This window comes from Collinsella tanakaei (assembly GCF_021531055.1).
In the GTDB taxonomy this organism is placed as follows: Bacteria; Actinomycetota; Coriobacteriia; order Coriobacteriales; family Coriobacteriaceae; genus Collinsella; species Collinsella tanakaei_B.
This window is the reverse complement of sequence record NZ_JADYTL010000002.1, coordinates 192,692-215,838: the sequence shown is the minus strand read 5'-3', so window position 1 is coordinate 215,838 and position 23,147 is coordinate 192,692. Positions and strand designations below refer to the sequence as shown.

Sequence of the window (23,147 nt, the reverse complement as noted above, 5' to 3'; positions counted from 1 at the left end):
TGGGGACCCATGGGAGGTTGCTCGGTTCTCGTCTTGCTGGGAGCGCTGCTCGCGATGGGCGCTGCGTTTCTCATCGCCTTTCTGGGCGCTCTCGGACTGTTCCTCGTGGCGGTCATCCTGACGATCGTCTTCGCCGTGCGCACGCCCCGCAGGCGCGCTGCTGGCAAGAAGCTCGGTGCGCTCATCGCCATCCCCATCGTGCTGTACGCCATCAGCATCCCCGTGCTCGCCATCTCGCTCACGCAGGTCATCGTGCCGTTTGCGGTGGAGTACACCACGGCCAGCTACAACGACGCATGCGAGGCGGTGCGGCACGATAATCCCGACGAGCTCGCACGCTGTTTGGAGGCGACCACGTTCGCCTTCGACGATGCGCAGGGCGACACGCCCGAGAACCTGCTCGCGCTCGCCTTCGAGTACCGCTCCGCGCGATGCGTGGGGCCGCTGCTCGACGAGCTCGATAAGCTCGGGTATCCCATCGACGTGAACGCGCCGCTCTCCCGCACCGATATCTCGGGCGATGCCTACCGCACCCAGTATCCGCTGCTATGGGTGTGCGAGGAGGGCAACGCCGAACTCGAGACCGTGCAGGCGCTGGTCGAGCGCGGTGCGGACATCAACGTTCAGGATGAGGACACCGGCTGGACGCCCCTCATGTGGGCGTGCGCCGGCGCGTTCGAGGGCTATTGGGATGCCTACGACGGGGACGAGGCGGCCTGTCTCGAGCAGACGGAGGACGCTATCGACCAGCTGCTTGCGTGGGGAGCGGATCCGGGCGTTGCGAGCGTGGAGGAGGACACGGCGCTGTCGATCTTCGAGGCGTACGTCGCCGACCTGCAGCTGACCGGCCTTCCTGAGAATGAAGCCCTTGAGGCGATCTCGACGTATCGAGTCAAGCTCGCATCCTAAAGCTCGGTGGGGGATTGCGACCCTGCGCGCCCCGCGTTGCCTGCGGTGAGCGGGTATAAGGGCATCAGTATTCATTTTGAGGAAGGGACTCCCATGGATATGACCGCGTTCTTCTCGATGAGCTACGGGCTGTATGTCGTCTCCGCCGAGGCGGACGGCCAGCGTGCGGGTTGCGTCATCAACACCGCCACGCAGGTGACCGCGGAGCCGCCGCGGCTTATGGTCGCCGTGCACAAGGACAACGTCACGACGGGCGTGATCGCGCGCGCCGGTGCGTTCACGGTGACGGCGATCGACAAGACGGCGGATATGCCCTATATCGGCAACTTCGGGTTTCGCACGAGCGCGAATTTCGACAAGTTCGACAAGTACGGCTGCGAGACCTCGGCGGTGGGAAGCCCGTATTCGCCGGAGCATGTCTGCGCGCTGTTCGCATGCCGCGTGGTGGAGACGGTGGACGTGGGCACACATCTGTTGTTCATCGGCGATGTGGTCGATGCCCGGCGGCTCTCGGACGAAGAGCCGCTCACCTACGGCTATTACCACTCGACGCTCAAGGGAAAGACCCCGCCCAAGGCATCCAGCTATCAGGGGTAGCGTCCAAAAGGACGGTTTCTCTTTATATTGAGAATATGTCCTGATTGCGAAGAATCATCGTTGACGGAATCGTCGGTTAGATTTCACGCGAACCGGATATACTAGCCATACGTTCATCGCCTACGAAAGGATGTCATCATGGCTGACGAGAAGAAGTATAAGTTCGTGTGCGTCGTGTGCGGCTACGAGGTCGAGGTCGACACGCCCGAGCTACCCGAGGATTACGTCTGCCCTGTTTGCGGCGTCGGTCCCGACCAGTTTGAGCTCGTCGAGGAGTAGCCGACTCCGACTGAGCCGATCATGTCTATCCGAGCGGGCCTCGCGCGCAATCGCGCGCGAGGCCCGCTCGCCGTAAGGGTCGGCGCTCCATCCATATATGATGCCGAGGCGGTAAAAAGATCCGGCTCGTGCCTGCGGGGTCCTTGCGCATGGGTACAATATGGAAACCTTCGAGTGAAAGGGATCGATATGAACGAGATCCAACGGGACATCTCCCCGATCAGGGCGGAGGAGCACGCCGCGCGTCCCATCAGCCCGCGTCTGTATAACCTTATCATCGCCGGCCTGATCTTTCTGGGCTTCTGCGTGATGAGCCTGGGTGTCAACATCGTCTCGACACCGGCGTTCCTCATGTGGATGTCGCATAACGTCTTGCTGTACATGCTCGGCTCGATCGTCGGCACCATCGCCGGCATCGTGCTCATGAGCAGCGCGGTCAAGCGCCAGTCCGTCGTGCGCTCGCTCATTGGCTTCGCGCTGTTCATCTGCACGTTCGGGCTTATGCTGTCCATGGTCCTCATGAACTACAGCCTGCCGACCATCAACACGGCGTTTATCGCCACGGCGGGCATCACCGCCGTGTTCGGTGCGCTCGGCCTGGCGTTCCCGCAGGTGTTCCAGCGCATCGCGGGCGTGCTCAGCATCAGCCTGCTCGCGCTCATCGTCGTGCAGTTCGTCATGATGTTCTTGGGCGTGGACCAGACATGGCTGGACATCGCGGTGATCGTGGTGTTCTGCGGTTTCATCGGCTATGACATGTATGTGGCGACGACAGTGGCACCCACGGTACCCAATGCGGTGTTCATGGCGTGCAACCTGTTCTTGGACATCGTGAACGTGTTCATCCGCCTGCTGAACATCGTGAGCGACAACCGCTAGGCTCCCATATCACGAAGATCCGCCCGCGCTTGCGCGCGGACGTGCGAATGCCCTTGCATCCGGGTGATGCGAGGGCCTTTTTCATGGCGGCACGCAACGCTCCCAAGCCGCGTTCGTAAGCGCTTCGTATCGGATACATCAAGAGGCGCGGACGGGATGTAAGCGCTTTCGCAAAATCCGTCAAGCGCCTGCAAGGGATGAGGGCCGCCGCGCCTGGGCGCCCAATCGGCTCGGTATAGTGGCCGAGGTTTTGCGCGCGGCGTGTTTTCCGAGTACGACGTCTAGCTCGGGCACCCCATCGAGTCGAAGGGGTTTTCCCGCCGCGCAAACGGTTTTCCACGAAGAGGAGATTGGAGAGCATCCATGGATAGGAACATGGTTGTTCGCGCGGCGATCGAGCGCGGTATGTCGCGTAGGCAGTTCTTTGCGATGCTGGCGGGTGCCGCCGGGCTGGCCGCCACGGCGAGCATCGGCCTGACGGGCTGCAGCGAGGGCGGCGAGGCCGTGGAGGAAGTCGACTACAACAGCATGTCGCTCGACGAGATCATCGCGCAGGCTCAGGAGGAGGGCGAGGTCAACTCCGTCGGCATGCCCGACACCTGGGCCAACTGGATCGAGACCTGGGAGGATCTCGAGGCCGAGTACGGTATCGCCCACACCGATCAGGACATGTCCTCCGCCGAGGAGATCGCCATGTTCAAGCAGGAGGGCACCGACGGCACCAAGGACATCGGCGACGTGGGTCAGCAGTGGGGTCCGACCGCCGAGGAGGAGGGCGTCACCCTCAAGTACAAGACCAGCTACTGGGATGAGATTCCCGACTGGGCCAAGGACGATGACGGCGACTGGGTGGTCGGGTACTACGGCACCATGTCCTTCATCGCCAACGACGAGCAGGTTCCCAGCGCGCCTACGAGCTACCAGGACATCCTCGACGGCGACTACAAGGTGACCATCGGCGATGTCGTCGCCGGCGCCTCTTCGCAGTATGCCGTGCTCGCCGCCGCGTATGCGCTGGGCGGTGGCATCGACGACATGCAGCCCGCCTATGACTTCCTGACCCAGCTCGCCGAGGCCGGCCGTCTCGACACCGGCGACCCTTCCATCGCGCGCCTCGAGAGCGGCGAGATCGCGGTCGCCCTGCACTGGGACTACAACACCATGAACTATCGCGCCCAGATCCTCGAGAACAATCCGGACGCCTCCTTTACGGTGACCATTCCGCAGGATGCCAGCGTGCGCTCGGGTTACTGCACCATCATCAACAAGTACGCGCCGCATCCGGCCGCCGCGTGCCTGGCTCGCGAGTACATCCTGTCCGACGAGGGCCAGATCAACCTCGCCCGCGGTTTCGCGACCCCGATTCGCGACGTCGAGCTGCCCGAGGACGTCAAGGCGCTCCATCTTGACGATAGCGCCTACGGCGACAACGTCGTAGATGTCGACAACGACAAGTGGACCGGCGTGTGCGAGGAGCTCATCACCTGGTACCAGGAGAACATCATCCCGATGATCGGCTAATCACCCGAAACCCCTTCTGATCCGTGACGCGGAGCGGCTGCGCCAGCTGCCCCGCGTCACGGCGTCTTGTTTGCAAAGGAGGTCGAATATGGCGACACCTTCCTCCGCGGGCTCCCTGGCCAAGGCGCCGATGCGCCGCACGTGGCTCGGATACGCCGCACTCATCCCGTTCGCGCTCGTGGTCATCGCCTACGAGCTGCTACCCTTGGCACAGATCTTGATCGACAGCCTGATCGGTAAGGAATCCGGCGCACTCGGCTTCGAGAACTTCATCAAGATCTTCACGACGCCGCTGTACCAGCAATCCATCTGGAACAGTGTCTGGATCAGCTTGCTGTCGGCTATCGTCGGCATCGTGGTGGCGTTTCTCGCCGCGCGCTTCGCCTACGAGTCGAGCGAGCGCGTGCGGGGCGTCTTCACCCTCATCCTCAACATGATGTCGAACTTCTCCGGCGTGCCGCTCGCCTTCGCCTTCATGGTGCTCATGGGCAATTCCGGTGTGCTCACCATCATGGGGCGCACCTGGGGCATTCCGTTTTTGGCCGACTTCGATCTGTACGGCAGCCAGGGTCTCGTGATCCTGTACATCTATTTCCAGATCCCGCTGGCGACCCTGCTGCTTCTGCCCGCGTTTTCCGGTATCCGCAAGGAGTGGCGCGAGGCGGCGACCATACTCAAGGCGAGCTCGGTCGATTACTGGTTCAAGATCGTCATCCCGAACCTCATGCCGTCCATCCTGGGCACGCTGTCAGTGCTGTTCTCCAACGCGCTGGCGGCCTATGCGACCGCCTACGCGCTCGTCATGAACAACTTCGCCCTGCTGCCCTTGCAGATCACCTCGAAGTTCAAAGGCGACGTCCAGGTGGACGCCGCGACGGGTAGCGCTCTTGCCGTCGTGCTCATCTTGCTCATGGTCGCGTGCACCCTCGTCAACAACCACTTCACCAAGCGTGCCGCGAAAGGTCGTGAGATCGTATGAGTGCCCATGCCAAAAGCGCGCCGCGCGGTGGGAAGACCTCGCTCGGCGCCAAGATCTTCCTTGCCGTCGTAGGCCTGTACCTGCTGCTCCCGTTTGCCATCACGTTCATCTACTCGCTGTTCGTGGAATGGACCGACATCCTGCCCTCCGGGTTCACGCTGCGCAACTACATCGAGCTGTTCAGCAACGCGACCTTCTGGGCCTCCATCGGCCGCACGCTCGTGCTGTGCCTGGTGAGCGTCATCATCACGATCGTGCTGCTGTTGCTCGCGATGTACGCGGTCGTCGCGATCAACCGCAAGCTCGGCAGCGTCATGCAGTTCGTGTGCATGATCCCCTACGCGCTGCAAGGCGTGATCTTGTCGATCGGTATCATCTCGCTGTACACGGGTACGGGCACGATCCTGTCCAACCGCATGGTGATGCTGTTCGGCGCCTACACCATCCTCGTGCTGCCCTATATCTACCAGGGCATCCGCAACGCGCTCAACGCCATCGACGCGGAGATGCTCATCCAGGCGGCCGAGATGCTCGGCTGCGGACGCTTTCGCGCCTACGTGCAGGTGGTCCTGCCCAACATCGTTTCGGGCATCCTCGTGTCGAGCCTGCTGGCCGAAAGCATCGTCTTCGGCGACTTCGTGCTCGCCAACAACATCGCGGGCACCAACTACCAGAACATCCAGGTGTTCCTGCAGGCCAACATGGATAAATCGAGCGGCCTTTCGAGCGCCATCGTCGTCGTCATCTTCCTGGTGGTGGGCGCGGTGACCGCCTTGGTCCTCAAGCTGCAGAGCAGCGCACGGAAAACCGAGAAGGAGTAATGCGATGTCCTACATCGAGTTCAAGAACGTGGTGAAGCGCTTCGGCGACAACACCGTCCTCGACCATATCGATTTCGGTATCGAGAAGGGCGATCTGGTGACGCTGCTCGGCCCGTCCGGCTGCGGTAAGTCCACGCTGCTGCGCTGCCTGTCCGGTCTGGAGCAGGTCAGCGAGGGTCAGATCATCCTCAACGGACGCGACATCACCGACGTGCCGGCGTCCAAGCGCAACATCGGCATGGTCTTCCAGCAGTACAGCCTGTTCCCCAACATGACGGTGGAGCAGAATATCGCCTTCGGCCTCAAGATGCAGAAAGTGGCGCCCGACGTCATTGAGAAGAAGGTCGCCGAGGCCATCGCGATGGTCGAGCTCACCGGCAAGGAGCGCTCCTACCCGGCGAGCCTGTCCGGCGGCCAGCAGCAGCGAGCCGCGCTCGCACGCTCGATCGTGACCGAGCCCGATGTCCTGCTGCTCGACGAGCCGCTGTCGGCCATCGACGCCAAGCTGCGCCGCGCCCTGCAGAGCCGCATCCGCGAGATCCAGCAGGAGCTGGGGCTCACGACGATCTTCGTCACCCACGACCAGGACGAGGCCATGGTCATGTCCGACGTGATCCAGCTGTTCCACGCCGGTCGCATCGAGCAGGCGGGCAGTCCGGTGCAGGTCTACACGAATCCGGTGTCGGAGTTCGCGGCGAGCTTCATCGGCAGCTACAACATCCTTCGCGCAGATGAGTTCCGCGCGCTTACGGGCGAGGCGGCCGATGACGGGCACGTCGTGGCGATCCGTCCCGAGACGATCGGTGTCTCCGCCGATCCGTTGGCCGACGACGCGGCCTATGTCGTCGAGGCGACCGTGGTGCGCAACGTGCCGCGCGGCAACGTCTTGCGCTACACGCTCGAGGCGTCGGGTGTGGAGTTCCGTGTCGACACGCTGTTCCGCAGCTTCCATCTGTTCGACGATGGCGAGCGCGTCTTCGTCGCGATTCCCAAGCACGATTGCCTGCACATTCCCGTGGAGGCGGCGTTCGCGCGGACGGCCGCGTAGCCGTCGGGTGTCCGTATCCTCCGCGCCCGCCGGGACGGTTGCGTCCCGGCGGGCGCTCACCGACAAGGAGCGATTATGATCAGCGATCAGGTCGGCCTGCCCGCGGGTACCGGCCGCTACCGGGGCAACCTGCATGCCCACTCCACCATCTCGGACGGACGCCTGACGCCCGCCGAGGTGGTCGCCGATTTCCGGACACATGGCTACCAGTTCCTGTGTCTGTCCGAGCACGATGTGTTCACCGATCTTTCGAGCGAATTCGATGACGAGGATTTCATCCTGCTGCCCGGCATCGAGGCGTCCGCGTATCTGTTCGCCGATGATTCCTGTGACCGGCACGCCCGGATGCGTTGCCATCACATGCACGGTATCCTGGGAACCGATGAGATGGTCGCCACCGCACCGGCGCGCTTCGAGCATATGGAGCGCTTGGAGCCCCTTGTCTACCATGGCAGCTGGGACGGGCTGTCCGTCGCGCGCACACTGCGTGACGAGCTGGCGCGTCGCGGCTGTGCCGTGATGTACAACCACCCCATCTGGAGCCGGATCGAACCCGAGGACATCTTGGGTCTCGACGGCATCTTCGGTATCGAGGTGTTCAATTACGACACCGTGAACGAGGGCGGTGACGGAGCGGATACCGTGTACTGGGACCTGCTGTTGCGTCGCGGCGTCGCGGTGGGCGGCGTCGCCTCCGATGACAGTCATCACGTCACCGCGTTCGACGACGTGTTCGGGGGCTGGGTCGTCGTGTGTGCGGAGTCGCTCACGCGCGATGCGGTCGTGCGCGCTTTGATGGCGGGGGAGTACTATTCGTCCAGCGGGCCTGAGATCCAGGGGTTCGGCATCCGTAAGGGTACCTTGTGGGTCGATTGCAGTCCGTGCGAGCGGGTGACCATGGTGGCGGGCGGTCCCATCGGCGGGAACCGCACCGTGATCGCACCGGACGGGGATGCGCTCGAGCACGTCGAGTTCAGGCTGTCGGGCCACGAGACCTACGTCCGGCTTGAGTGTACCGATGCGTCCGGTAAGACCGCCTGGACCTGTGCGCTTCGGTAGCTCGCTGCACGGTACAATCGTTGGGATGCGATATCGCGCGCAGGGACGGGGCGCCGTGGCCCGGCGTCCCGTCGCGGCGCGCACGCTTTGCTGAATCGAGGTTTCCATGATGCGCTCGCTACCTGCCCGTTCCATCGTCGACACCCATACGCATACGCGGTTTTCCGACGGCGTCGGCACGTTTGCGGAGAACGCCGCCGCTGCCGTGGCGGCGGGGTGCGCGGTGATGGTCGCCACGGACCATCTCACATTGCCGCACATCATGGATCCTGCCGGTGAGGTGCAGGTGGTCGAGGACGAGCTCGCTGCGCACCGCGCCGCCTTCGACGAGGCGGCCTCCGCGCATCCCGAGCTCGAGTACATCTACGGGTTCGAATGCGACTGGTACGAGGGCTGCGAGGAGAACATCCGGCGCTGGAGCGCGGGCGCGCAGGTCCGTTTGGGTAGCGTGCACTGGTTGGGTCCGGTCGATGGCGGCGCGTGGATCGACGACGCGAGCGACCGGCGCATCTGGCGGGAGCTCGGGCCCGACGAGGTGTGGTGTCGCTACGCCGCCACGTGGTGTCGCGCCTGCGCGTGCGACCTGTTCGACACCATGGCCCATCCCGACCTGGCGATGCGCTTTGCCAACGAGGGCTTCGCGCCGACGATCGACCTGCGTCCGCTGTGGGACGAGATGGCCGCGTGCGCGCACGATACCGGCAAGCGGGTCGAGCTCTCGACCGCAGGATGGCGCAAGGGGGTGGGGGACTACTACCCGGCCCAAGGTCTGCTCGAGCGCTTCTTCCGTGCGGGGGTGCCCATCACCGTTGGTTCCGATGCCCATGCGCCGCAGGATATGTGCGATGGGATCGCCCAAGCGTACGATCACGCCGCGCGCGTGGGTTATCGCAGCGTGGAGGTGCCCCGCTCCGACGGGTCGTGGGAGGCCATGCCGATCGTCTAGGCGATTTTCCGTCATAACGGGTGCTATCGGGCTTTTGCCTATGCGCCTTGGGGCCGCCAAGCGCTTGGGGTTTCGGTGCGGTTACAAAATCGAGCAGTTACTAGTTGAAATACGGCGCGCTTTTGATTTATGCATGTCAGTTATGGCCCATATGTCTGGAAGTGTCGTTTTGAGACCGCGGATTTCGGTCTCATTGCCCCTTTCGGTGCTTGTGAGAAATCTCGAAAGGGCGAGTCGCCCTCCGCGCTGCATGGATTTTAACTAGTAACACTTCGTTTTTGGCGCACTCCGGACGGACGAACAATCGACCGCTCGTTTCGATGCCGAAAACATGCATATTATCAGCGAGCTCATGAATAAAAAGCGGGCACCCGAAGGTGCCCGCCAAAACGGTCGTTTGAGTGGCTGCAAGGAGCGCGTTAGGAGCGCTTCTCGACCTTGGTACCGCACTTGGGGCAGGTGACGCGGATGCGACCCTTGCCGCGGGGCACCGACAGGAGCTGGCCGCAGTTCTTGCACTTGAAGTACATCGTGGTCTTGCGGTTCTCCCACATGGTCTGCGCCGTGCGCTTCTTGCGGTCGAAATCGCCGGCACCGGGGTTGCCGGCAGGGCCCTGGGCGTGCGAGGTGCCGGGCATGCCGTTACCGAACGGCGTCTTGGCGAGCAGATCGCGGAACATCTCGTTTTCGCGCTCACGGGCCTCGATATTGGAGGAGAACGCGCGAAGCAGCGCGATGACCACGAGGATCAGCGCGATCCAGCCGAGCCAGGAGATGGAGAAGATGGACCCGATGAGGGCGAGGATCATGCTCGCGCCACCCAGCGTGGTGGTGAGCTCGTCGACGCCGCGGCGTCCGTTCATGAAATCGTTCATGGGCAAAGGCCTCGTTTCGTGACAGTCGGTCGAACAGGCAGCATTTTACTCGTTTTCGGCGCCGTTTCGCGTGGAGGGGCGCATGAAGCATACAATCTCAGAAAAAGGTTCAACCCGAACCGCGGGCAGCCGCCCCGCGCACGCCGTGATCGGGCGTGCGCGGGGCGGCTGTTGTCATGCGGTAGGGGCTGTGCGGTCGGGCTAAGCGCGGGGCATCCCCGAGCGGAGCGTCACTTCGCGAGCTTTTCGATGATCATCTCGACTTCGGCGAGCTTGGCGTCCTTCTCCGCCTCGTCGCCCGTCTCCATCGCCGTGCGCACGCAGCCCTCGACATGCGCCTTGAGCACGTCGGCGTTGATGCGCGCGAGGAGCGATTCGGTGGCCATGAGCTGCGTGGAGATGTCGATGCAGTAGCGGTCCTCGTCCACCATGCGCAAGATGCCGTCGATCTGCCCGCGCGCCGTCTTGAGCAGGCGCGTGATGCGGTCGTGGTCGGCCATCATGGCGGTTACGCCGCCTTGATCTCGATGACCTTGAAGCTGTCGCCGGCGCCCTCGACGGCGTCGGTGAGCTGCTGCTCGGTCACGGTGTCGTCGCACTCGACGGTCACGACGTTCACCTCGTGATCGGCGTCGGCGTCGGTCACGCCGGCGACGCTGAGCAGCGCGCTTTCCACGGCGGCGTCGCAGTGGCCGCAGTGCAGGCCCTCGGTCTTGATCGTGTAGTTCATGGTCGGTCTCCTTCCTCGATGGCGTCTATGACGCCCATCGTATGGTGTGCGGGATCAGGCTGTTTCGGCTAAATCGTGCGAAACCGCGCCTGCCCTATTGTCCCATATCCGCGATCTTGGGGAGAAACCCCCGCAGGCGCAGGGCGTTGCTCACCACGCACACGCTCGACAGGCTCATGGCGGCCGCGCCGAACATGGGCGAGAGCTGCCAGCCGAGCACCGGGTACAGCACGCCGGCGGCAAGGGGGATGCCCAGGCTGTTGTAGAATAGGGCCCAGAACAGGTCTTGCTTGATATTGCGGATCACCGCGCGCGACAGCTCGATCGCACGGGCGACGTCGAGCAGGTCGCTGTGCATGAGCACGACGTCGGCGCCCTCCTTGGCCACGTCGGCGCCGGCGCCGATCGCCAGCCCGACGTCGGCGCGTGCCAGCGCGGGGGAGTCGTTGATGCCGTCGCCGACCATGGCGACCGTATGGCCGGAATCCTGCAGCTCGCGGACGTGGCGCTCCTTATCGGCGGGCATCACGTCGGCGATGACGTCCGCAAGTCCCACGCGCCGTGCGATGGCGTCTGCGGTCGTGCGGTTGTCGCCGGTGAGCATGACGGCGCGCACGCCGAGGCGTCCGAGCGCCTCGATGGCGGCCTTGCTCGTCGGCTTGACCTCGTCGGCGACGGCGATCGTGCCGACGAGCTCGCCGTTTTTGGCAAAGAACAGCGGCGTCTTGCCGTCGCGGGCGAACGCCTCGAGCTGTACGCGATCGATATCGATGCCGAGCTCCGCCATGAGTTGCGCGTTGCCGGCGGCGATGGGGTTGTCGCCCTCGCGCGCGGTCACGCCGCGCCCGGGGATGGCGGCGAAGTCGGCGACGGGGCGCGCGACGATGCCACGCTCGTCGGCGGCGGTCATGATGGCCTCGGCAAGGGGGTGCTCGCTCGACTTCTCGAGCGCCGCGGCGAGCTTGAGCAGCTGCTTCTCGCTCAGGGTGCGGCCGTCGGCGCGCGTCGCGGGCAGGATGTCGGTCACGGCGGGGCGTCCCTGCGTGACCGTGCCCGTCTTGTCGAGCACGACGGTGTCGACGCCGTGCAGGGTCTCGAGCGCCTCGGCGCTCTTGAACAGCACGCCCATCTCGGCGCCCTTGCCGGTGCCCACCATGATGGCGACCGGCGTGGCAAGTCCGAGCGCGCACGGGCAGCTGATGACCACGACGGCGACGCCGGCGGTGAGCGCCTCGTTGACGTCGGCGGCCACGACCATCCAGACGATGAACGTGACGAGCGCGATGAGCAGCACGACGGGGACGAAGATGCCGGCGACCTTGTCCGCCAGGCGCGAGATGGGCGCCTTGGTCGCGTTGGCGTCCTCCACGAGCTGGATGATCTTGGCGAGGCTCGTGTCGGCGCCCACGCGCGTGGCGCGGAAGGTGAACGAGCCGGTGCGGTTGATGGTCGCGGCGTGCACGGTGTCGCCGGGGTTCTTCTCCTGCGGGATCGACTCGCCGGTGAGCGCGCTCTCGTCGATGGCGGAGGTGCCGTCGAGTACGATGCCGTCGACCGGTATCGACTCGCCGGGGCGCACCCGCACGGTCTGCCCGACCTGGATGGCGTCCACATCCACCGTCTGCTCGCTGCCGTCCGCCGCGACGACGGTCGCCGTCTTGGGCGCGAGGTCGATGAGCGCCTCGATGGCCGATCCCGTCTTGGATTTGGAACGGGTCTCCAGGTACTTGCCCACGGTCACGAGGGTGAGGATGGTGCCGGCGCTCTCCAGGTACAGGTTGTCCATGGCCGTGGCCGCCGCGCCGTGCACATCGCCGTAGGCGAGCTGGTCGGCCATGACGAACATGGCGTAGACCGACCACGCCACGCTCGCCGCGGCGCCGATGGCGATGAGGGCGTCCATGGTGGGCGCCCGGTGGACGAGCGATTTGAAGCCGTTGATGAAGTACGCGCGGTTCATGTACAGGATGGGCAGCAGGAGCATGAACATGGTGAGCGCGAGCGTCATGGCGTGGATATGGTCGGTGAAGACGCTCGGCAGCGGCCAGCCCAGCATGTGGCCCATGCCGATGTAGAACAGGGGGATGAGAAAGACGATCGAGACGACCAGGCGCGTCTTCATGGCGTCGGCAGCCGCCTCGAGCTTCTTGGTGGGGGACTCGTGGTGAGCGGCACCCGGGCCCGCCTGCACGGCACCGCCGCTGGAGGCCTCGGCGACCGGGGCGGCCGAATAGCCGGCGCGGTCCACGGCGGCGCAGATGTCATCGGCGCTCAGCCGAGTCTCGTCGTAGTCCACCGTCATGGACCCGGAGAGCAGGTTCACCGAGACGTCCGTCACGCCGGGGAGGCTGCAGACGGCCTTGTCCACATGCGCTTGGCATGCGGCGCAGGTCATGCCGCCGACATCGAACTTTTCATGAGCCATGGTGGCTCCTTTCCTTCGTTGCTGCTTGCAGAGTACCCCCACCCCCAGGGGGTGTCAAGTAACGAACGCGACAAGATGGTGCCAGGTACAAACTTGTCGCGACAAGTTTGTACCTGGCACCATCTTGTCGCGGCATCGGGTATAAGCGGGACAACTGCTCGCGCGACGGAAGGAAGGTGGCCCATGGGGTTCTTCTCCGAATTCTCCAAGGCGCTGAACGGCGACGAGTCCGGAGAGCGCTACGCGGTCGCCGGTCATGCGGTGACATGCCCGCACTGCGGCAGTCATCGCTTCTTCGAGAGTTCCGCACTGCTCGACGGGCGTGCGGGCTCGTTCATAGGCCTCGAGTGGGCGGGCGACTCGGCGGTGACGCTCATCTGCGCGACGTGCGGGCACGTGGACTGGTTCGCCAGCCCCAAGCTCGTGGAGCGCGTCTCCTGACAAGATGGTGCCAGGTACAAACTTGTCGGGTGACAAGAAGGGGCCAACTTGTCGGGTGACAAGAAGGGGCCGGGTTCAAACTTGTCGCAAACCAGTCGTCCGATCTCACCCCGTAGCGCCGGGATGCCCGCGATTTCGTGGTGTTCGGGTGTGTCCACGCCATTCCCATAGGGTTTATCGGTTGCGTCCGTATACTGGTCCGCGGCGGAACCTGCTCCATCGCGTGTGAATACCGTAGATCCTGCGCGAACCGCCCCTTTGCAACCCGATCGATGCTTCGAACGCGGCGTGCCATCGCGATGCGCCGTATGGAATGGACTGTGCATTTATGGCTACAACCGAACAGCTTGTTTCGACCTTCGCCGATCTCGGCTTGTCCGAGACGGTTCTCGCCGCCGTGGCGGACATGGGCTACGAGTCGCCCACGCCCGTGCAGGCGGCCGCCATCCCCGAGGTGCTCGCCGGCCGCGACCTGCTCGCCGCGGCGCAGACCGGCACCGGCAAGACCGCGGCGTTTTTGCTGCCCACCATGGATCGCCTGCCGCACGTGGTGCCGCCCGTCAAGAAGGGCGAGCGCGGCCGTCGTCGGCGCAACCCCGCGAAGGGCCGTGGCCCCTCGATGCTCGTGATCACGCCGACGCGCGAGCTTGCCCAGCAGATCGAGGAGGTCTGCCGCGCCGTCGCCGCGCGCACGGGCCACGTCGCCGTCACCGTGGTGGGCGGCGTGGGCTATGTCCCGCAAAAGCAGGCGCTCGCCCGCGGTTGCGACATCCTCGTCGCCACGCCGGGCCGTCTCGTGGATCTGATCGACCAGGAGTCCGCCAACCTCGACGAGGTGAGCGTGCTCGTGCTCGACGAGGCCGACCGCATGCTCGACATGGGCTTTCTGCCCCAGGTGCGTCGCATCGTCGACGCGTGCCGCGATGAACGCCAGACGCTGTTGTTCTCGGCGACGCTCGACGAGTCGCGTGTGGGCGCCATCACCGACCTGGTCCGCGATCCGGTGCGTGTCGAGATCGCACCGGTCACTTCGACCGCCGATACGGTCGAGCAGTACGTGCTGCCGGTCTCGCGCGATGCGAAGAACGCTGCGCTCACCGCGGTGCTCAAGAAGGAGGGGCCCGAGCACGTCATCGTGTTCGTGCGCACCAAGCGCCGCGCCGACACCTGCGCCCGCAGGCTGGCACGCGCCGGGCTGACGTGCGGCACGATCCACGGCGACCGCAGCCAGGCGCAGCGCGAGCGCGCCCTGCAGGAGTTCCGCGAGGGCAAGGTGCAGGTGCTCGTGGCGACCGACGTGCTCGCCCGCGGCATCGACATCACCGACGTGCGCTACGTGGTGAACTTCGACGTGCCCGAGGAGCCGACCGATTACATCCACCGCATCGGCCGCACCGGCCGTGCCGGCGAGGAGGGCTGGTCACTCACGTTCGTCACGACCGAGGACGTGGCGGAGTTCTTCGATATCGAGGCGCTGATGGGCAAGACCGTCGACCTCTACGATGCCGGCGATATCCGCACCGGCGAGGGCGCGCCCGAGGTCGATCCCGACCGCGTGCCGGCTGAGCACGTGTCGTCCAAGAAGGCCAAGAAGCGCCGCAACCAGCGTTCCAAGGCCGCCAAGAAGCGTGAACGCGAGCCCCGTCAGCGCGCTCCGCGCCAGCGCGATATCGAGCGCCGCGCCGCCCGCGACGCGGCGCGCGCGGCGGCGGAGGAGGGCGGCGCATCGCGTCCGTCTTCCCGCAAGCGTCCGGGTGGCGCCCGCGTGCGCGCGGACGAGCCGTCCGCGCAGGGTTCCGCCTCCGCTGCCGCCCAGCAGGATGCCCGTCCCAAGAACCGCGCCGAGCGTCGTGCCGAGCGGTTCGGCGACCCCGTCGTGCATGGTCGCCACCAGGAGCGCTCCGGCCGTGACGGCGCCCGCGCCCATCGCGGCAAAGCGGGTCGCGGCGAGGAGCGGTCGGCGCGTGCCGATCGTGTCGCCCGCGCGGGCGATGAGCGCGCCGCCGAGCGCGGCGAGCGTTCCGGTCGCGATGCATGGCGCAACTACGATGAGCCGACCGGACGCGCCCGCCGTGCCGCCCATGCGGGCTCGCGCGGAGGTCGCTCCGGTGGTCGCGACAACCGCGCGAGCTACGGGTCGGCCGGTCGTGGCCGTTCCACCCGCCGTCCGGGCGATCGCGGTGGCAAGCGCTAAGCGACATCCGGCACGCGGCAGATGTCGCGTGCGGCCATGAGCCGTTCACGGTGACGAATGGGGGCTTCGGCCCCCATTTTTCGTTGAAGCGCCCGATAGGGAGGGCGCCTTTGCTATAGTTTGGTGCGGGGTATAATATCGGAATACCAAGTAATACCACCGAAGCACCATCGCACCATGCTGCACCGCGCGTGCGGTACACGCAGTAGCAACCGACCAGTAAGGACCTAACGTCATGGCAGAGCGTATGACCCCGGTCGTCGCGAAGGTCCTGCCCGAGGAGAAGGCAGCCTTCGCGGCGGCGACCCGACAGGTGGGCACGACGCCCTCCAACGCCATCCGCATGTTCATCGCCGCATTCAACCGATGCGGGACGTTTCCGTTCGACATCTCCGCTCGAGGTGTGTTTGGGGAGCCGGTCTCGGGGGATACTTCCTCCGAGGTGATGTCATGAGCGGATTCGATCGGGAGCCGATGGATACAGGTCGGCATCCTTCAGATGGGGATATGAAAGCTTCTTGCACCGGATGCGGAGAGCCGCAACGCGCCGCCGTGCGGCAGCCCGCGCTCGAGCCTGAGCCGACCCAGTCCGCGGGGGCGCCGCTGTCCGCTGCGGAGCCCCTGCCGTCCGTGCCCGCGCCGGTGCCGCTGCCTCCGCGGCCCTCGGACCAGCCGGTCTCGGTCGGTGCCCAGGCGTTTCGGTACCTATTGGCGGCGCTTGGGGCCTTTGCCGCCGTCATCGTCGCGCAGGGTGTGTTCTCCATCGTCGGGGCGGTCGTCCTGGCGGTGTTCGCCGTCATCCTCGATCCGTCCGGCGATGCGGATGCGATCGCCAGCGGCATCATCGGCCCGACGATGCTCGCGTCCCAGCTCGGCTGCCTTGCGGTGTTTTTGCCCTGGTGGCTCCACCTGCGGCCTGTTTCCTTCATCAGGGAGCGCTGCGGTACCATGGTGAGGGGGCCTCGGGCGGTCGCGCTGCGCGTGGTGGCGATCGCGCTGCTGGGAATCGGTTTTCAGCTGGTGATCGGGTATGCGCTGTCGTACCTGCTGCCGCTTGTCCCCGATCTGCAGAGCGAGTACTCCGAGATCATGAACGACGGGGTCACGAATGAGTTCTCGATGCTGTCGGTTTTGATCTTGGCGGTAGGCGCCCCGGTGACCGAGGAGCTCGCCTGCCGCGGCGTGGTCTTCGAATTCGCGCTTCGCGCGATGTGTCCCGAATGGGCGGCGCGTTGGCGCGACCGGTCTTGGCGCGCGTACACCGGCACGCCGATGCCGAAGATGCCGCCGTTGGCATCGCGGGGCTTTTGGGCCGCCAACCTGATCCAGGCGGCGCTGTTCGGCATCCTGCACCTCAACATCGTTCAAGGACTGTACGCCTTCGCGCTCGGTGTCGTGCTGGGTTGGATCGCGTGGCGAACGGGCGCGCTCGTGTACTCCATCGGCCTGCACCTGGCGGTGAACTTCTCCTCGTACTTCGTCTACGAGTTGTCGACGCTGCTCGAGGTGGGAGGCGTCGCCTTTGCCGTGCTGGCGTCCGTCTCGATGGTCGTCATCGGGATCCAGCTGTTCCAGCTCGCCTCGCACCCGGATGTGGCAAAATGTCAGATGTAGCCTCTCATGCGGCGGCGAAGCGGCGAAGGTGGGTTTACGGTTCGGTTTTAGTGGCGTCTTTCGAGTAGGAGCGACGTTCGGCGAAAGAATCAGCAGGTACGGGGCTTGCTGTTTTACGTGCTACTCGCCGGATCCCGGTAAAACCGAACCGTAAACCATGTGAGAGAGCCCAGACATAACTCCATATGCTAGCGGCGGCGTCCGCCCCGGGCGCCTTCGCGGCCCTGTGCGGCGCGGTTGCGCGCGTGCGGCGCGGAGCCGTGCGAGCCGCGGCCCGTCGACCCCTTGCCCTTGCCCTTGCCTTTGCCCTTGCCGCCCTTTTCCGCCGGTGCCCCTTTCGCATCGCGTCCGCCGGCAGCTTTGCCGCCCTTGCCGCGTCTGCCGTCGCCGGCGCCGTTGCGCGGAGGGACGGGACGGATCAGGCAGTGCCGGTCGTAGCCGATCAGGTCGCGCCGGCCCGCGCGTTCGAGCGCCTCGCGCACGAGTTTGTAGTTCTCGGGTTTGCGGTACTGGATGAGCGCGCGCTGCATGGCCTTCTCGTGCGGGTCGCGCGCCACGTAGATGGGCTCCATGGTGCGCGGGTCCACACCGGTGTAGTACATGCAGGTCGACATCGTCGACGGGGTGGGGTAGAAATCCTGCACCTGCTCGGGCATGTAACCCATGTCGCGAACGGCCTCGGCGAGCTCCACCGCCTCGGTGAGGGTGGAGCCGGGATGGCTGCTGATCAGGTAGGGCACCACGTATTGTTCGAGGCCGCAGCGCTCGGAGATCTCGCGGAACCGCGTGCAGAACGCGTCGTACACCGCGCGGCTCGGCTTGCCCATGATGGCAAGCACCTTGTCGCTCACGTGCTCGGGCGCCAGACGAAGCTGTCCGCTCACGTGATGGCGCACCAGCTCCTCCAGGAACCTGTCGGAGCGGTCGGCCATCGCGTAGTCGAATCGGATGCCGCTGCGGACGAAGACCTTCTTGACGCCGGGCAGCTCGCGAAGTTCGCGCAGCAGGTCGGCGTAGCCGTCCTCGTCGACCACCATGTTCTTGCATACGGTCGGCCACAGGCAACGGCGGTTTTGGCACACGCCGTGCTCGCGCTGCTTGTCGCAGGCGGGGCGGAAGAAATTCGCCGTGGGCCCGCCCACGTCGTTGATATATCCCTTGAAGTCGGGGTCATGCGTGAGCGCCTCGGCCTCGCGCACGATACTCTCGCGGCTGCGCACCTGCAGCATGCGGCCCTGATGGAACGTCAGCGCGCAAAACGAGCACTCGCCGAAGCAGCCGCGGTTGGACGAGATGGAGAACTTCACCTCGGAAAACGCCGGGACGCCGCCCGCTTGGTCGTAATCGGGGTGCCACGCACGCGCGTAGGGGAGCTCGTAGACCGCGTCCATCTTCTCGGTCGTCAAGGGGGCTGCCGGCGGGTTTTGCACCACGTAGACGCCGTGTGGGTAGGGCTCCACGAGCCTGCCACCCGTGATGGGGTCCATGTTGCGGTACTGCACGGCGAAGCTACGGGCGTAGGCGAGCCGGTCGGCGACGAGTTCGTCCCACGAGGGCAGCAGCTCGTAGTCGTATACCTCGGCAAGCGCCTCCTCACCGCCCCGCATGCGGTAGGCGGTGCCCGCCACATAGGTGATCTGATCGATGGGAAGGCCGCCGTCGAGCGCGTCGGCGACTTCGACGATCGCGTGCTCTCCCATGCCGTAGATGAGCAGGTCGGCTCCGCTGTCGAGCAGAATCGAGCGCTTGAGGCCGTCGGACCAGTAGTCGTAATGCGCAAGGCGGCGAAGGCTCGCCTCGATGCCGCCGAGGATGATCGGGGTGTGCTTGTACGTGCGGCGGATGAGATTGCCGTAGACCGCCGCCGCGTGGTTGGGGCGTGCACCCGCGCGTCCGCCGGGGGTGTAGGCGTCGGTGCGACGCCGGTGCTTGGTCACGGAGTAGTGGTTAACCATGGAGTCCATGTTGCCCGCGGACACGAGGAAGCCCAGGCGCGGCTCGCCCAGCGCGGCGATGCTCGCCGGGTCGCGCCAGTCGGGCTGGCAGATGACGCCCACGCGATAGCCGTGCGCCTCGAGCACGCGGGTGATGATCGCCATGCCGAACGAGGGGTGGTCCACGTAGGCATCGCCGCACACGTAGACGAAATCGCAGGCATCCCAGCTGCGCGCATCCATATCGGCGCGTGAGACGGGTAGGAACTGCGAGCGGTCTGCCATGGGGTCTCCTTGTGCGGGTCGTCGTGCTTTCGGTGCAAGTATACGCGGATGCCGCGCACCCGGGTGCCTGTATACCGAATCGGGCTGTACCTCCGTCACGTCGACACGGACGCGCATGTGGAAGCATGTAGAAAACCCCTGGGGTTATTTTACGTGTAGAAAAACCCCTGGGGTTATTCGACATGTTACCGACCCTCGCGTTTTCGCATGTCAGGTAATATGGTGATGGACGCGCGAGACAGGGAGGGGTTCTGCCCATGGCGCTTGATGACAACCACGTCGTTTCGGGGATTCGGGAGGCGCTCTCCCATTCGTACGTGCCGCACGGGCATCGCGCCCGCGTGCGGCATCGCAACCACATGGCGGTGCCCTGGCACGAGGTGACCGATTGCGACGACATGCTCGCCGTCGACGCCGACCTCGACGACAAGTCGTCCATCATCTGCCGCGCGGGCCTGTTGCTGCTCGCGGGCGGTACGGGCAGCTGGCGCGTGCGCGATTGCATGAACAAGATAGCCGACGTGCTGGGCGTGACCATCTCGGCGGCGGTGAGCCTGACCACGATCGAGTGCACCTGCATCGACGGGCACACGAGCTTCTCCGAGGTGATCTCCCTGCACACCACCGGCGTCAACACCGAGCGCATTCGCCTCATGGAGCAGTTCACCCGCGAGGTGCAGGCGCGTGGCGACACCTTCACCGTGCGCGAGTTCCACGACCGCATGGACAAGATCGAGCACACGCCGGGCAACTACGCGCCTTGGGCGGTCGGCTTGGCGTCCGCCGCGGCGTGCGCGGCCTTCGTGTTTTTGCTCGGCGGCGGTCCCATCGAGATGGGCTGCGCCTTCGTGGGGGCGGGTCTCGGCAACTTCGTGCGCCGCATCATGCTCGACCGCAGGCTCACACACTTCGTGTGCATCGGGGTCGCCGTCGCGGTCGCCTGCTTGGCCTATCTCGGCTGTCTGTCGCTGCTGTCGCTTGCGATACCCGGGGCGCTCGAGCATGAGGCGGGCTACATCGGCGCCATGCTGTTCGTGATCCCCGGCTTCCCGCTCATCACCAGTGGGCTCGACATCGCGAAGCTCGACTTCCGCTCCGGCCTCGAGCGTCTCGCGTACGCGGTGGCCGTGATCATCGTGGCGACGCTCGTGGCATGGCTCGTGGCGATGATGGTCGAGCTTTCGCCCGATGAGTTCACCGACCAGGGGCTTTCCGATGCGGTCGTGCTCGCGTTGCGCCTCGTCGCGAGCTTCGTGGGCGTCTTTGGCTTTTCCATGATGTTCAACTCGACGCTCGAGATGGCGGCGACGGCGGGTGTCGTGGGTGCTATCGCCAACACGCTGCGCCTGACGCTGGTCGATTTCGCGGCTATGCCTCCCGAGGCGGCGGCGTTCGTGGGCGCGACGAGCGCCGGTCTTCTGGCGTCGGTGGTGGCGAGCAGGATGTCGTTCCCGCGCATCTCCATCACGGTGCCCTCTATCGTGATCATGGTGCCCGGCCTCTACATGTATCGCGCCGTGTACTACATGGGCGTGTTCCAGACGCTCGACGCCATGGAGTGGATCATCCGCGCCGTGATGATCATCCTGTTCCTCCCGATGGGTTTGGGGCTCGCCCGCGCGCTCACCGACCCGGACTGGCGGTACTGCTCTTAGAAGGCCCGTGCGGGCGAAGCCGTGCCCGGCGACGCGCGAAACGCACGGCGTCGCATTCCGCGCGTCGCCGTATCGGGCGCCTTCGGCGATGCGTCGACGTTTGCGGAAAGCCATCTGGGGTAGAGTCGAGGTATGTCGACGAGGAGGTCACTATGGGCAAGATCCAACGCTTCGGTTCCATCTCGCGTACGAACGGTGAGGAGGGCTACGAGCGGTACAAGGCCTACCACGCAGCGCCCTTCGAGGGTGTCAACGAGATGATCAAGGCCTGTAACCTGCAGAATTACTCGATTTACTACTACGACGGTCTGCTGTTCTCGTACTACGAGTACACCGGCGACGACTACGAGGCCGACATGGCCAAGATGGCGGCGGATCCCCGCACGCAGGAGTGGTGGGCGGCGGTCGGCCCGAACATGAAGCCCTTCGGCGAGCACGGCGACTGGGAGTTCATGGAGGAGCTCTACCATCTCGAGTAGGCTTGTGTCGCAAAGTGGCGCCCGACGACTAACGGAGTACCGAGCCGGCAGGTGCCGCCCCGGCTCCGCGAAGGCGGCGTATATCCATATGTTCGTATATGCGAACCACGTTCGTAACCATATTTCGACCGTTCGCGGATTCGATAAAACGTTTTTGCAGGATTGAACCCGGCTCGTCGATGCCTTTCGGGTGGCGGGTGTCAAATCCATATAATGCAATTCGGTTAGATACGATGCGCCCGCGTGGCGCGTCGATATGCGCGGGGCGCACGGTCCCGCTCAGAAAAGGAGGCGGCTATGGCCAATCGAATCGTTCTCAACACCATCTCCTATCATGGCGCCGGCGCCATCAAGGAGATCCCCGGCGAGATCACCCGTCGCGGCTACAAGAAGGTCTTCGTCTGCACCGACCCCGACCTGGTCAAGTTCGGTGTCGCCGCCAAGGTCACCGATCTGCTCGACGAGGCCGGCATCGCGTGGAGCATGTACTCCGAGATCAAGCCCAACCCCACGATCAAGAACGTCCAGGACGGCGTCGAGGCATTCAAGGCCGCGGAGGCCGATTCCATCGTGACCATCGGTGGCGGCTCGGCCATGGACACCGCCAAGGCCATCGGCATCATCATCAACAACCCCGAGTTCGCCGACGTTCGCTCGCTCGAGGGCGTCGCTCCCACCAAGAACCACGCCGTGTTCACCATCGCCGTGCCCACCACCGCCGGCACCGCGGCCGAGGTCACCATCAACTACGTCATCACCGACGTCGAGAAGGTCCGTAAGTTCGTGTGCGTCGACACCAACGACGCCCCCGAGGTCGCCGTCGTCGACCCCGAGATGATGGGTACCATGCCCGCCGGCCTCACCGCGTCGACCGGTATGGACGCGCTGACCCACGCCATCGAGGGCTACACCACCCGCGGCGCCTGGGAGCTCACCGACATGTTCCACCTCAAGGCCATCGAGCTCATCGCCAAGAACCTGCGCGACGCCGTCGCCGAGGCCAAGAGCGGTCAGCCCGGAAGCGGCCGCGAGGGCATGGCACTCGCCCAGTACATCGCCGGCATGGGCTTCTCCAACGTCGGTCTGGGCATCGACCACGCCATGGCGCACACCCTGTCCGCCCACTACGACACCCCGCACGGTGTGGCCTGCGCCATGCTGCTGCCGATCGCCATGGAGTTCAACAAGCCCGTCGTGGCCGAGCGCCTGGCCGACGTTGCCGTCGCCATGGGCGTGGACACCACCGGTATGACGACCGATGAGGCCGCCGACGCCGCCATCGCCGCGGTGCGTCAGCTGTCCGTCGACGTGGACATCCCCACGGTGTGCGAGGCCATCACCGCCGACGAGCTCGACCAGATCGCCGACGACGCGCTGGCCGACGCCTGCTACCCGGGCAACCCGCGCGACGCCGATCACGCCACCGTCGTGGAGCTGTTCCGCAAGATCATGAAGTAGCGTGACCTCAGCGGTTCCG

At 65.2% G+C, this 23,147-nt stretch carries 22 protein-coding genes; 17 read left to right on the top strand and 5 right to left on the bottom strand.

The annotated features are described in order from the left end of the window. The first annotated feature begins 9 nt into the window (after positions 1 to 9). The 10 genes from I6E04_RS03105 to I6E04_RS03060 all read left to right on the top strand — a co-directional run bounded on the left by I6E04_RS03105 (position 10) and on the right by I6E04_RS03060 (position 9,038). Positions 10 to 909 (top strand): ankyrin repeat domain-containing protein, encoded by a 900-nt coding sequence (locus tag I6E04_RS03105; RefSeq protein WP_235421711.1) that lies wholly within the window; start codon positions 10 to 12, stop codon positions 907 to 909. Positions 910 to 1,002: 93 nt separating this feature from the next. Next, the gene (locus tag I6E04_RS03100; RefSeq protein ID WP_235421710.1) at positions 1,003 to 1,506 is read left to right on the top strand and encodes a flavin reductase family protein; all 504 of its coding nucleotides are present in this window, start codon (positions 1,003 to 1,005) and stop codon (positions 1,504 to 1,506) included. Positions 1,507 to 1,644: 138 nt separating this feature from the next. Beyond that, positions 1,645 to 1,785 (top strand): rubredoxin-like domain-containing protein, encoded by a 141-nt coding sequence (locus I6E04_RS03095; RefSeq protein WP_066834651.1) that lies wholly within the window; start codon positions 1,645 to 1,647, stop codon positions 1,783 to 1,785. 189 nt (positions 1,786 to 1,974) lie between these two features. Further along, complete coding sequence (locus tag I6E04_RS03090; protein WP_235421709.1) at positions 1,975 to 2,664, top strand: Bax inhibitor-1 family protein; 690 nt, start codon at positions 1,975 to 1,977, stop codon at positions 2,662 to 2,664. A gap of 375 nt (positions 2,665 to 3,039) precedes the next feature. Continuing rightward, positions 3,040 to 4,185, top strand: a complete 1,146-nt coding sequence (locus I6E04_RS03085) for an ABC transporter substrate-binding protein (protein WP_235421708.1) — start codon at positions 3,040 to 3,042, stop codon at positions 4,183 to 4,185. Between the two features lie 88 nt (positions 4,186 to 4,273). After that, on the top strand, positions 4,274 to 5,164 hold the full coding sequence (locus I6E04_RS03080; protein ID WP_235421707.1) for an ABC transporter permease: 891 nt from the start codon (positions 4,274 to 4,276) through the stop codon (positions 5,162 to 5,164). Next, entirely contained in the window at positions 5,161 to 5,985 is an 825-nt protein-coding gene (locus tag I6E04_RS03075; RefSeq protein ID WP_235421706.1) for an ABC transporter permease, read from the top strand. Before I6E04_RS03080 ends, I6E04_RS03075 begins: the two co-directional genes overlap by 4 nt. 4 nt (positions 5,986 to 5,989) lie before the next feature. Beyond that, complete coding sequence (locus I6E04_RS03070; RefSeq protein WP_235421705.1) at positions 5,990 to 7,033, top strand: ABC transporter ATP-binding protein; 1,044 nt, start codon at positions 5,990 to 5,992, stop codon at positions 7,031 to 7,033. A 75-nt stretch (positions 7,034 to 7,108) separates the two neighbouring features. Beyond that, the gene (locus tag I6E04_RS03065; protein ID WP_235421704.1) at positions 7,109 to 8,092 is read left to right on the top strand and encodes a hypothetical protein; all 984 of its coding nucleotides are present in this window, start codon (positions 7,109 to 7,111) and stop codon (positions 8,090 to 8,092) included. Positions 8,093 to 8,201: 109 nt separating this feature from the next. Further along, a complete protein-coding gene (locus I6E04_RS03060; RefSeq protein WP_235421703.1) occupies positions 8,202 to 9,038 on the top strand; it encodes a PHP domain-containing protein in 837 nt (278 codons plus the stop codon). Positions 9,039 to 9,457: 419 nt separating this feature from the next. Here the strand turns inward: I6E04_RS03060 and I6E04_RS03055 are convergent, their stop codons facing one another. The 4 genes from I6E04_RS03055 to I6E04_RS03040 form a co-directional block, all read right to left on the bottom strand. Further along, positions 9,458 to 9,913, bottom strand: a complete 456-nt coding sequence (locus tag I6E04_RS03055) for a zinc ribbon domain-containing protein (RefSeq protein ID WP_235421702.1) — start codon at positions 9,911 to 9,913, stop codon at positions 9,458 to 9,460. 230 nt (positions 9,914 to 10,143) lie between these two features. Beyond that, entirely contained in the window at positions 10,144 to 10,416 is a 273-nt protein-coding gene (locus I6E04_RS03050) for a metal-sensing transcriptional repressor (protein ID WP_235421701.1), read from the bottom strand. A gap of 5 nt (positions 10,417 to 10,421) precedes the next feature. Then, positions 10,422 to 10,643, bottom strand: a complete 222-nt coding sequence (locus I6E04_RS03045) for a heavy-metal-associated domain-containing protein (RefSeq protein ID WP_235421700.1) — start codon at positions 10,641 to 10,643, stop codon at positions 10,422 to 10,424. 94 nt (positions 10,644 to 10,737) lie between these two features. Next, positions 10,738 to 13,068, bottom strand: coding sequence for a heavy metal translocating P-type ATPase (locus I6E04_RS03040; RefSeq protein WP_235421699.1), 2,331 nt, complete (start codon positions 13,066 to 13,068; stop codon positions 10,738 to 10,740). Between the two features lie 183 nt (positions 13,069 to 13,251). On the opposite strand from I6E04_RS03040, the gene I6E04_RS03035 reads away from it, so the two are divergent. The 4 genes from I6E04_RS03035 to I6E04_RS03020 all read left to right on the top strand — a co-directional run bounded on the left by I6E04_RS03035 (position 13,252) and on the right by I6E04_RS03020 (position 17,317). Then, a complete protein-coding gene (locus I6E04_RS03035; RefSeq protein WP_235421698.1) occupies positions 13,252 to 13,509 on the top strand; it encodes a DNA-binding protein in 258 nt (85 codons plus the stop codon). Between the two features lie 328 nt (positions 13,510 to 13,837). Beyond that, on the top strand, positions 13,838 to 15,703 hold the full coding sequence (locus tag I6E04_RS03030) for a DEAD/DEAH box helicase (RefSeq protein WP_235421697.1): 1,866 nt from the start codon (positions 13,838 to 13,840) through the stop codon (positions 15,701 to 15,703). Positions 15,704 to 15,938: 235 nt separating this feature from the next. Then, complete coding sequence (locus I6E04_RS03025) at positions 15,939 to 16,157, top strand: type II toxin-antitoxin system RelB/DinJ family antitoxin (RefSeq protein WP_235421696.1); 219 nt, start codon at positions 15,939 to 15,941, stop codon at positions 16,155 to 16,157. Between the two features lie 53 nt (positions 16,158 to 16,210). Then, positions 16,211 to 17,317 carry a CPBP family intramembrane glutamic endopeptidase gene (locus I6E04_RS03020; RefSeq protein WP_235421695.1) on the top strand — a complete coding sequence of 369 codons (1,107 nt, stop codon included), beginning with the start codon at positions 16,211 to 16,213 and terminating at the stop codon, positions 17,315 to 17,317. Positions 17,318 to 17,505: 188 nt separating this feature from the next. On the opposite strand, the gene I6E04_RS03015 is transcribed toward I6E04_RS03020, so the two are convergent. Continuing rightward, the gene (locus I6E04_RS03015; protein WP_235421694.1) at positions 17,506 to 19,536 is read right to left on the bottom strand and encodes a YgiQ family radical SAM protein; all 2,031 of its coding nucleotides are present in this window, start codon (positions 19,534 to 19,536) and stop codon (positions 17,506 to 17,508) included. 257 nt (positions 19,537 to 19,793) lie between these two features. Between I6E04_RS03015 and I6E04_RS03010 the strand changes: the two genes are divergently transcribed. The 3 genes from I6E04_RS03010 (at position 19,794) to fucO (ending at position 23,128) form a co-directional block, all read left to right on the top strand. Further along, the gene (locus tag I6E04_RS03010; protein WP_235421693.1) at positions 19,794 to 21,191 is read left to right on the top strand and encodes a threonine/serine ThrE exporter family protein; all 1,398 of its coding nucleotides are present in this window, start codon (positions 19,794 to 19,796) and stop codon (positions 21,189 to 21,191) included. 152 nt (positions 21,192 to 21,343) lie between these two features. Further along, positions 21,344 to 21,670 carry an L-rhamnose mutarotase gene (locus I6E04_RS03005; protein WP_235421692.1) on the top strand — a complete coding sequence of 109 codons (327 nt, stop codon included), beginning with the start codon at positions 21,344 to 21,346 and terminating at the stop codon, positions 21,668 to 21,670. A 297-nt stretch (positions 21,671 to 21,967) separates the two neighbouring features. Then, a complete protein-coding gene (fucO, locus tag I6E04_RS03000; protein WP_235421691.1) occupies positions 21,968 to 23,128 on the top strand; it encodes a lactaldehyde reductase in 1,161 nt (386 codons plus the stop codon). The last annotated feature ends 19 nt before the right edge of the window (positions 23,129 to 23,147 follow it).

Coding starts and splice junctions, on each gene's coding strand:
- I6E04_RS03105 (WP_235421711.1), top strand. CDS start 10: ATGGGAGGTTGCTCGGTTCTCGTCTTGCTGGGAGCGCTGCTCGCGATG.
- I6E04_RS03100 (WP_235421710.1), top strand. CDS start 1,003: ATGGATATGACCGCGTTCTTCTCGATGAGCTACGGGCTGTATGTCGTC.
- I6E04_RS03095 (WP_066834651.1), top strand. CDS start 1,645: ATGGCTGACGAGAAGAAGTATAAGTTCGTGTGCGTCGTGTGCGGCTAC.
- I6E04_RS03090 (WP_235421709.1), top strand. CDS start 1,975: ATGAACGAGATCCAACGGGACATCTCCCCGATCAGGGCGGAGGAGCAC.
- I6E04_RS03085 (WP_235421708.1), top strand. CDS start 3,040: ATGGTTGTTCGCGCGGCGATCGAGCGCGGTATGTCGCGTAGGCAGTTC.
- I6E04_RS03080 (WP_235421707.1), top strand. CDS start 4,274: ATGGCGACACCTTCCTCCGCGGGCTCCCTGGCCAAGGCGCCGATGCGC.
- I6E04_RS03075 (WP_235421706.1), top strand. CDS start 5,161: ATGAGTGCCCATGCCAAAAGCGCGCCGCGCGGTGGGAAGACCTCGCTC.
- I6E04_RS03070 (WP_235421705.1), top strand. CDS start 5,990: ATGTCCTACATCGAGTTCAAGAACGTGGTGAAGCGCTTCGGCGACAAC.
- I6E04_RS03065 (WP_235421704.1), top strand. CDS start 7,109: ATGATCAGCGATCAGGTCGGCCTGCCCGCGGGTACCGGCCGCTACCGG.
- I6E04_RS03060 (WP_235421703.1), top strand. CDS start 8,202: ATGCGCTCGCTACCTGCCCGTTCCATCGTCGACACCCATACGCATACG.
- I6E04_RS03055 (WP_235421702.1), bottom strand. CDS start 9,913: ATGAACGATTTCATGAACGGACGCCGCGGCGTCGACGAGCTCACCACC.
- I6E04_RS03050 (WP_235421701.1), bottom strand. CDS start 10,416: ATGATGGCCGACCACGACCGCATCACGCGCCTGCTCAAGACGGCGCGC.
- I6E04_RS03045 (WP_235421700.1), bottom strand. CDS start 10,643: ATGAACTACACGATCAAGACCGAGGGCCTGCACTGCGGCCACTGCGAC.
- I6E04_RS03040 (WP_235421699.1), bottom strand. CDS start 13,068: ATGGCTCATGAAAAGTTCGATGTCGGCGGCATGACCTGCGCCGCATGC.
- I6E04_RS03035 (WP_235421698.1), top strand. CDS start 13,252: ATGGGGTTCTTCTCCGAATTCTCCAAGGCGCTGAACGGCGACGAGTCC.
- I6E04_RS03030 (WP_235421697.1), top strand. CDS start 13,838: ATGGCTACAACCGAACAGCTTGTTTCGACCTTCGCCGATCTCGGCTTG.
- I6E04_RS03025 (WP_235421696.1), top strand. CDS start 15,939: ATGGCAGAGCGTATGACCCCGGTCGTCGCGAAGGTCCTGCCCGAGGAG.
- I6E04_RS03020 (WP_235421695.1), top strand. CDS start 16,211: ATGAAAGCTTCTTGCACCGGATGCGGAGAGCCGCAACGCGCCGCCGTG.
- I6E04_RS03015 (WP_235421694.1), bottom strand. CDS start 19,536: ATGGCAGACCGCTCGCAGTTCCTACCCGTCTCACGCGCCGATATGGAT.
- I6E04_RS03010 (WP_235421693.1), top strand. CDS start 19,794: ATGGCGCTTGATGACAACCACGTCGTTTCGGGGATTCGGGAGGCGCTC.
- I6E04_RS03005 (WP_235421692.1), top strand. CDS start 21,344: ATGGGCAAGATCCAACGCTTCGGTTCCATCTCGCGTACGAACGGTGAG.
- fucO (WP_235421691.1), top strand. CDS start 21,968: ATGGCCAATCGAATCGTTCTCAACACCATCTCCTATCATGGCGCCGGC.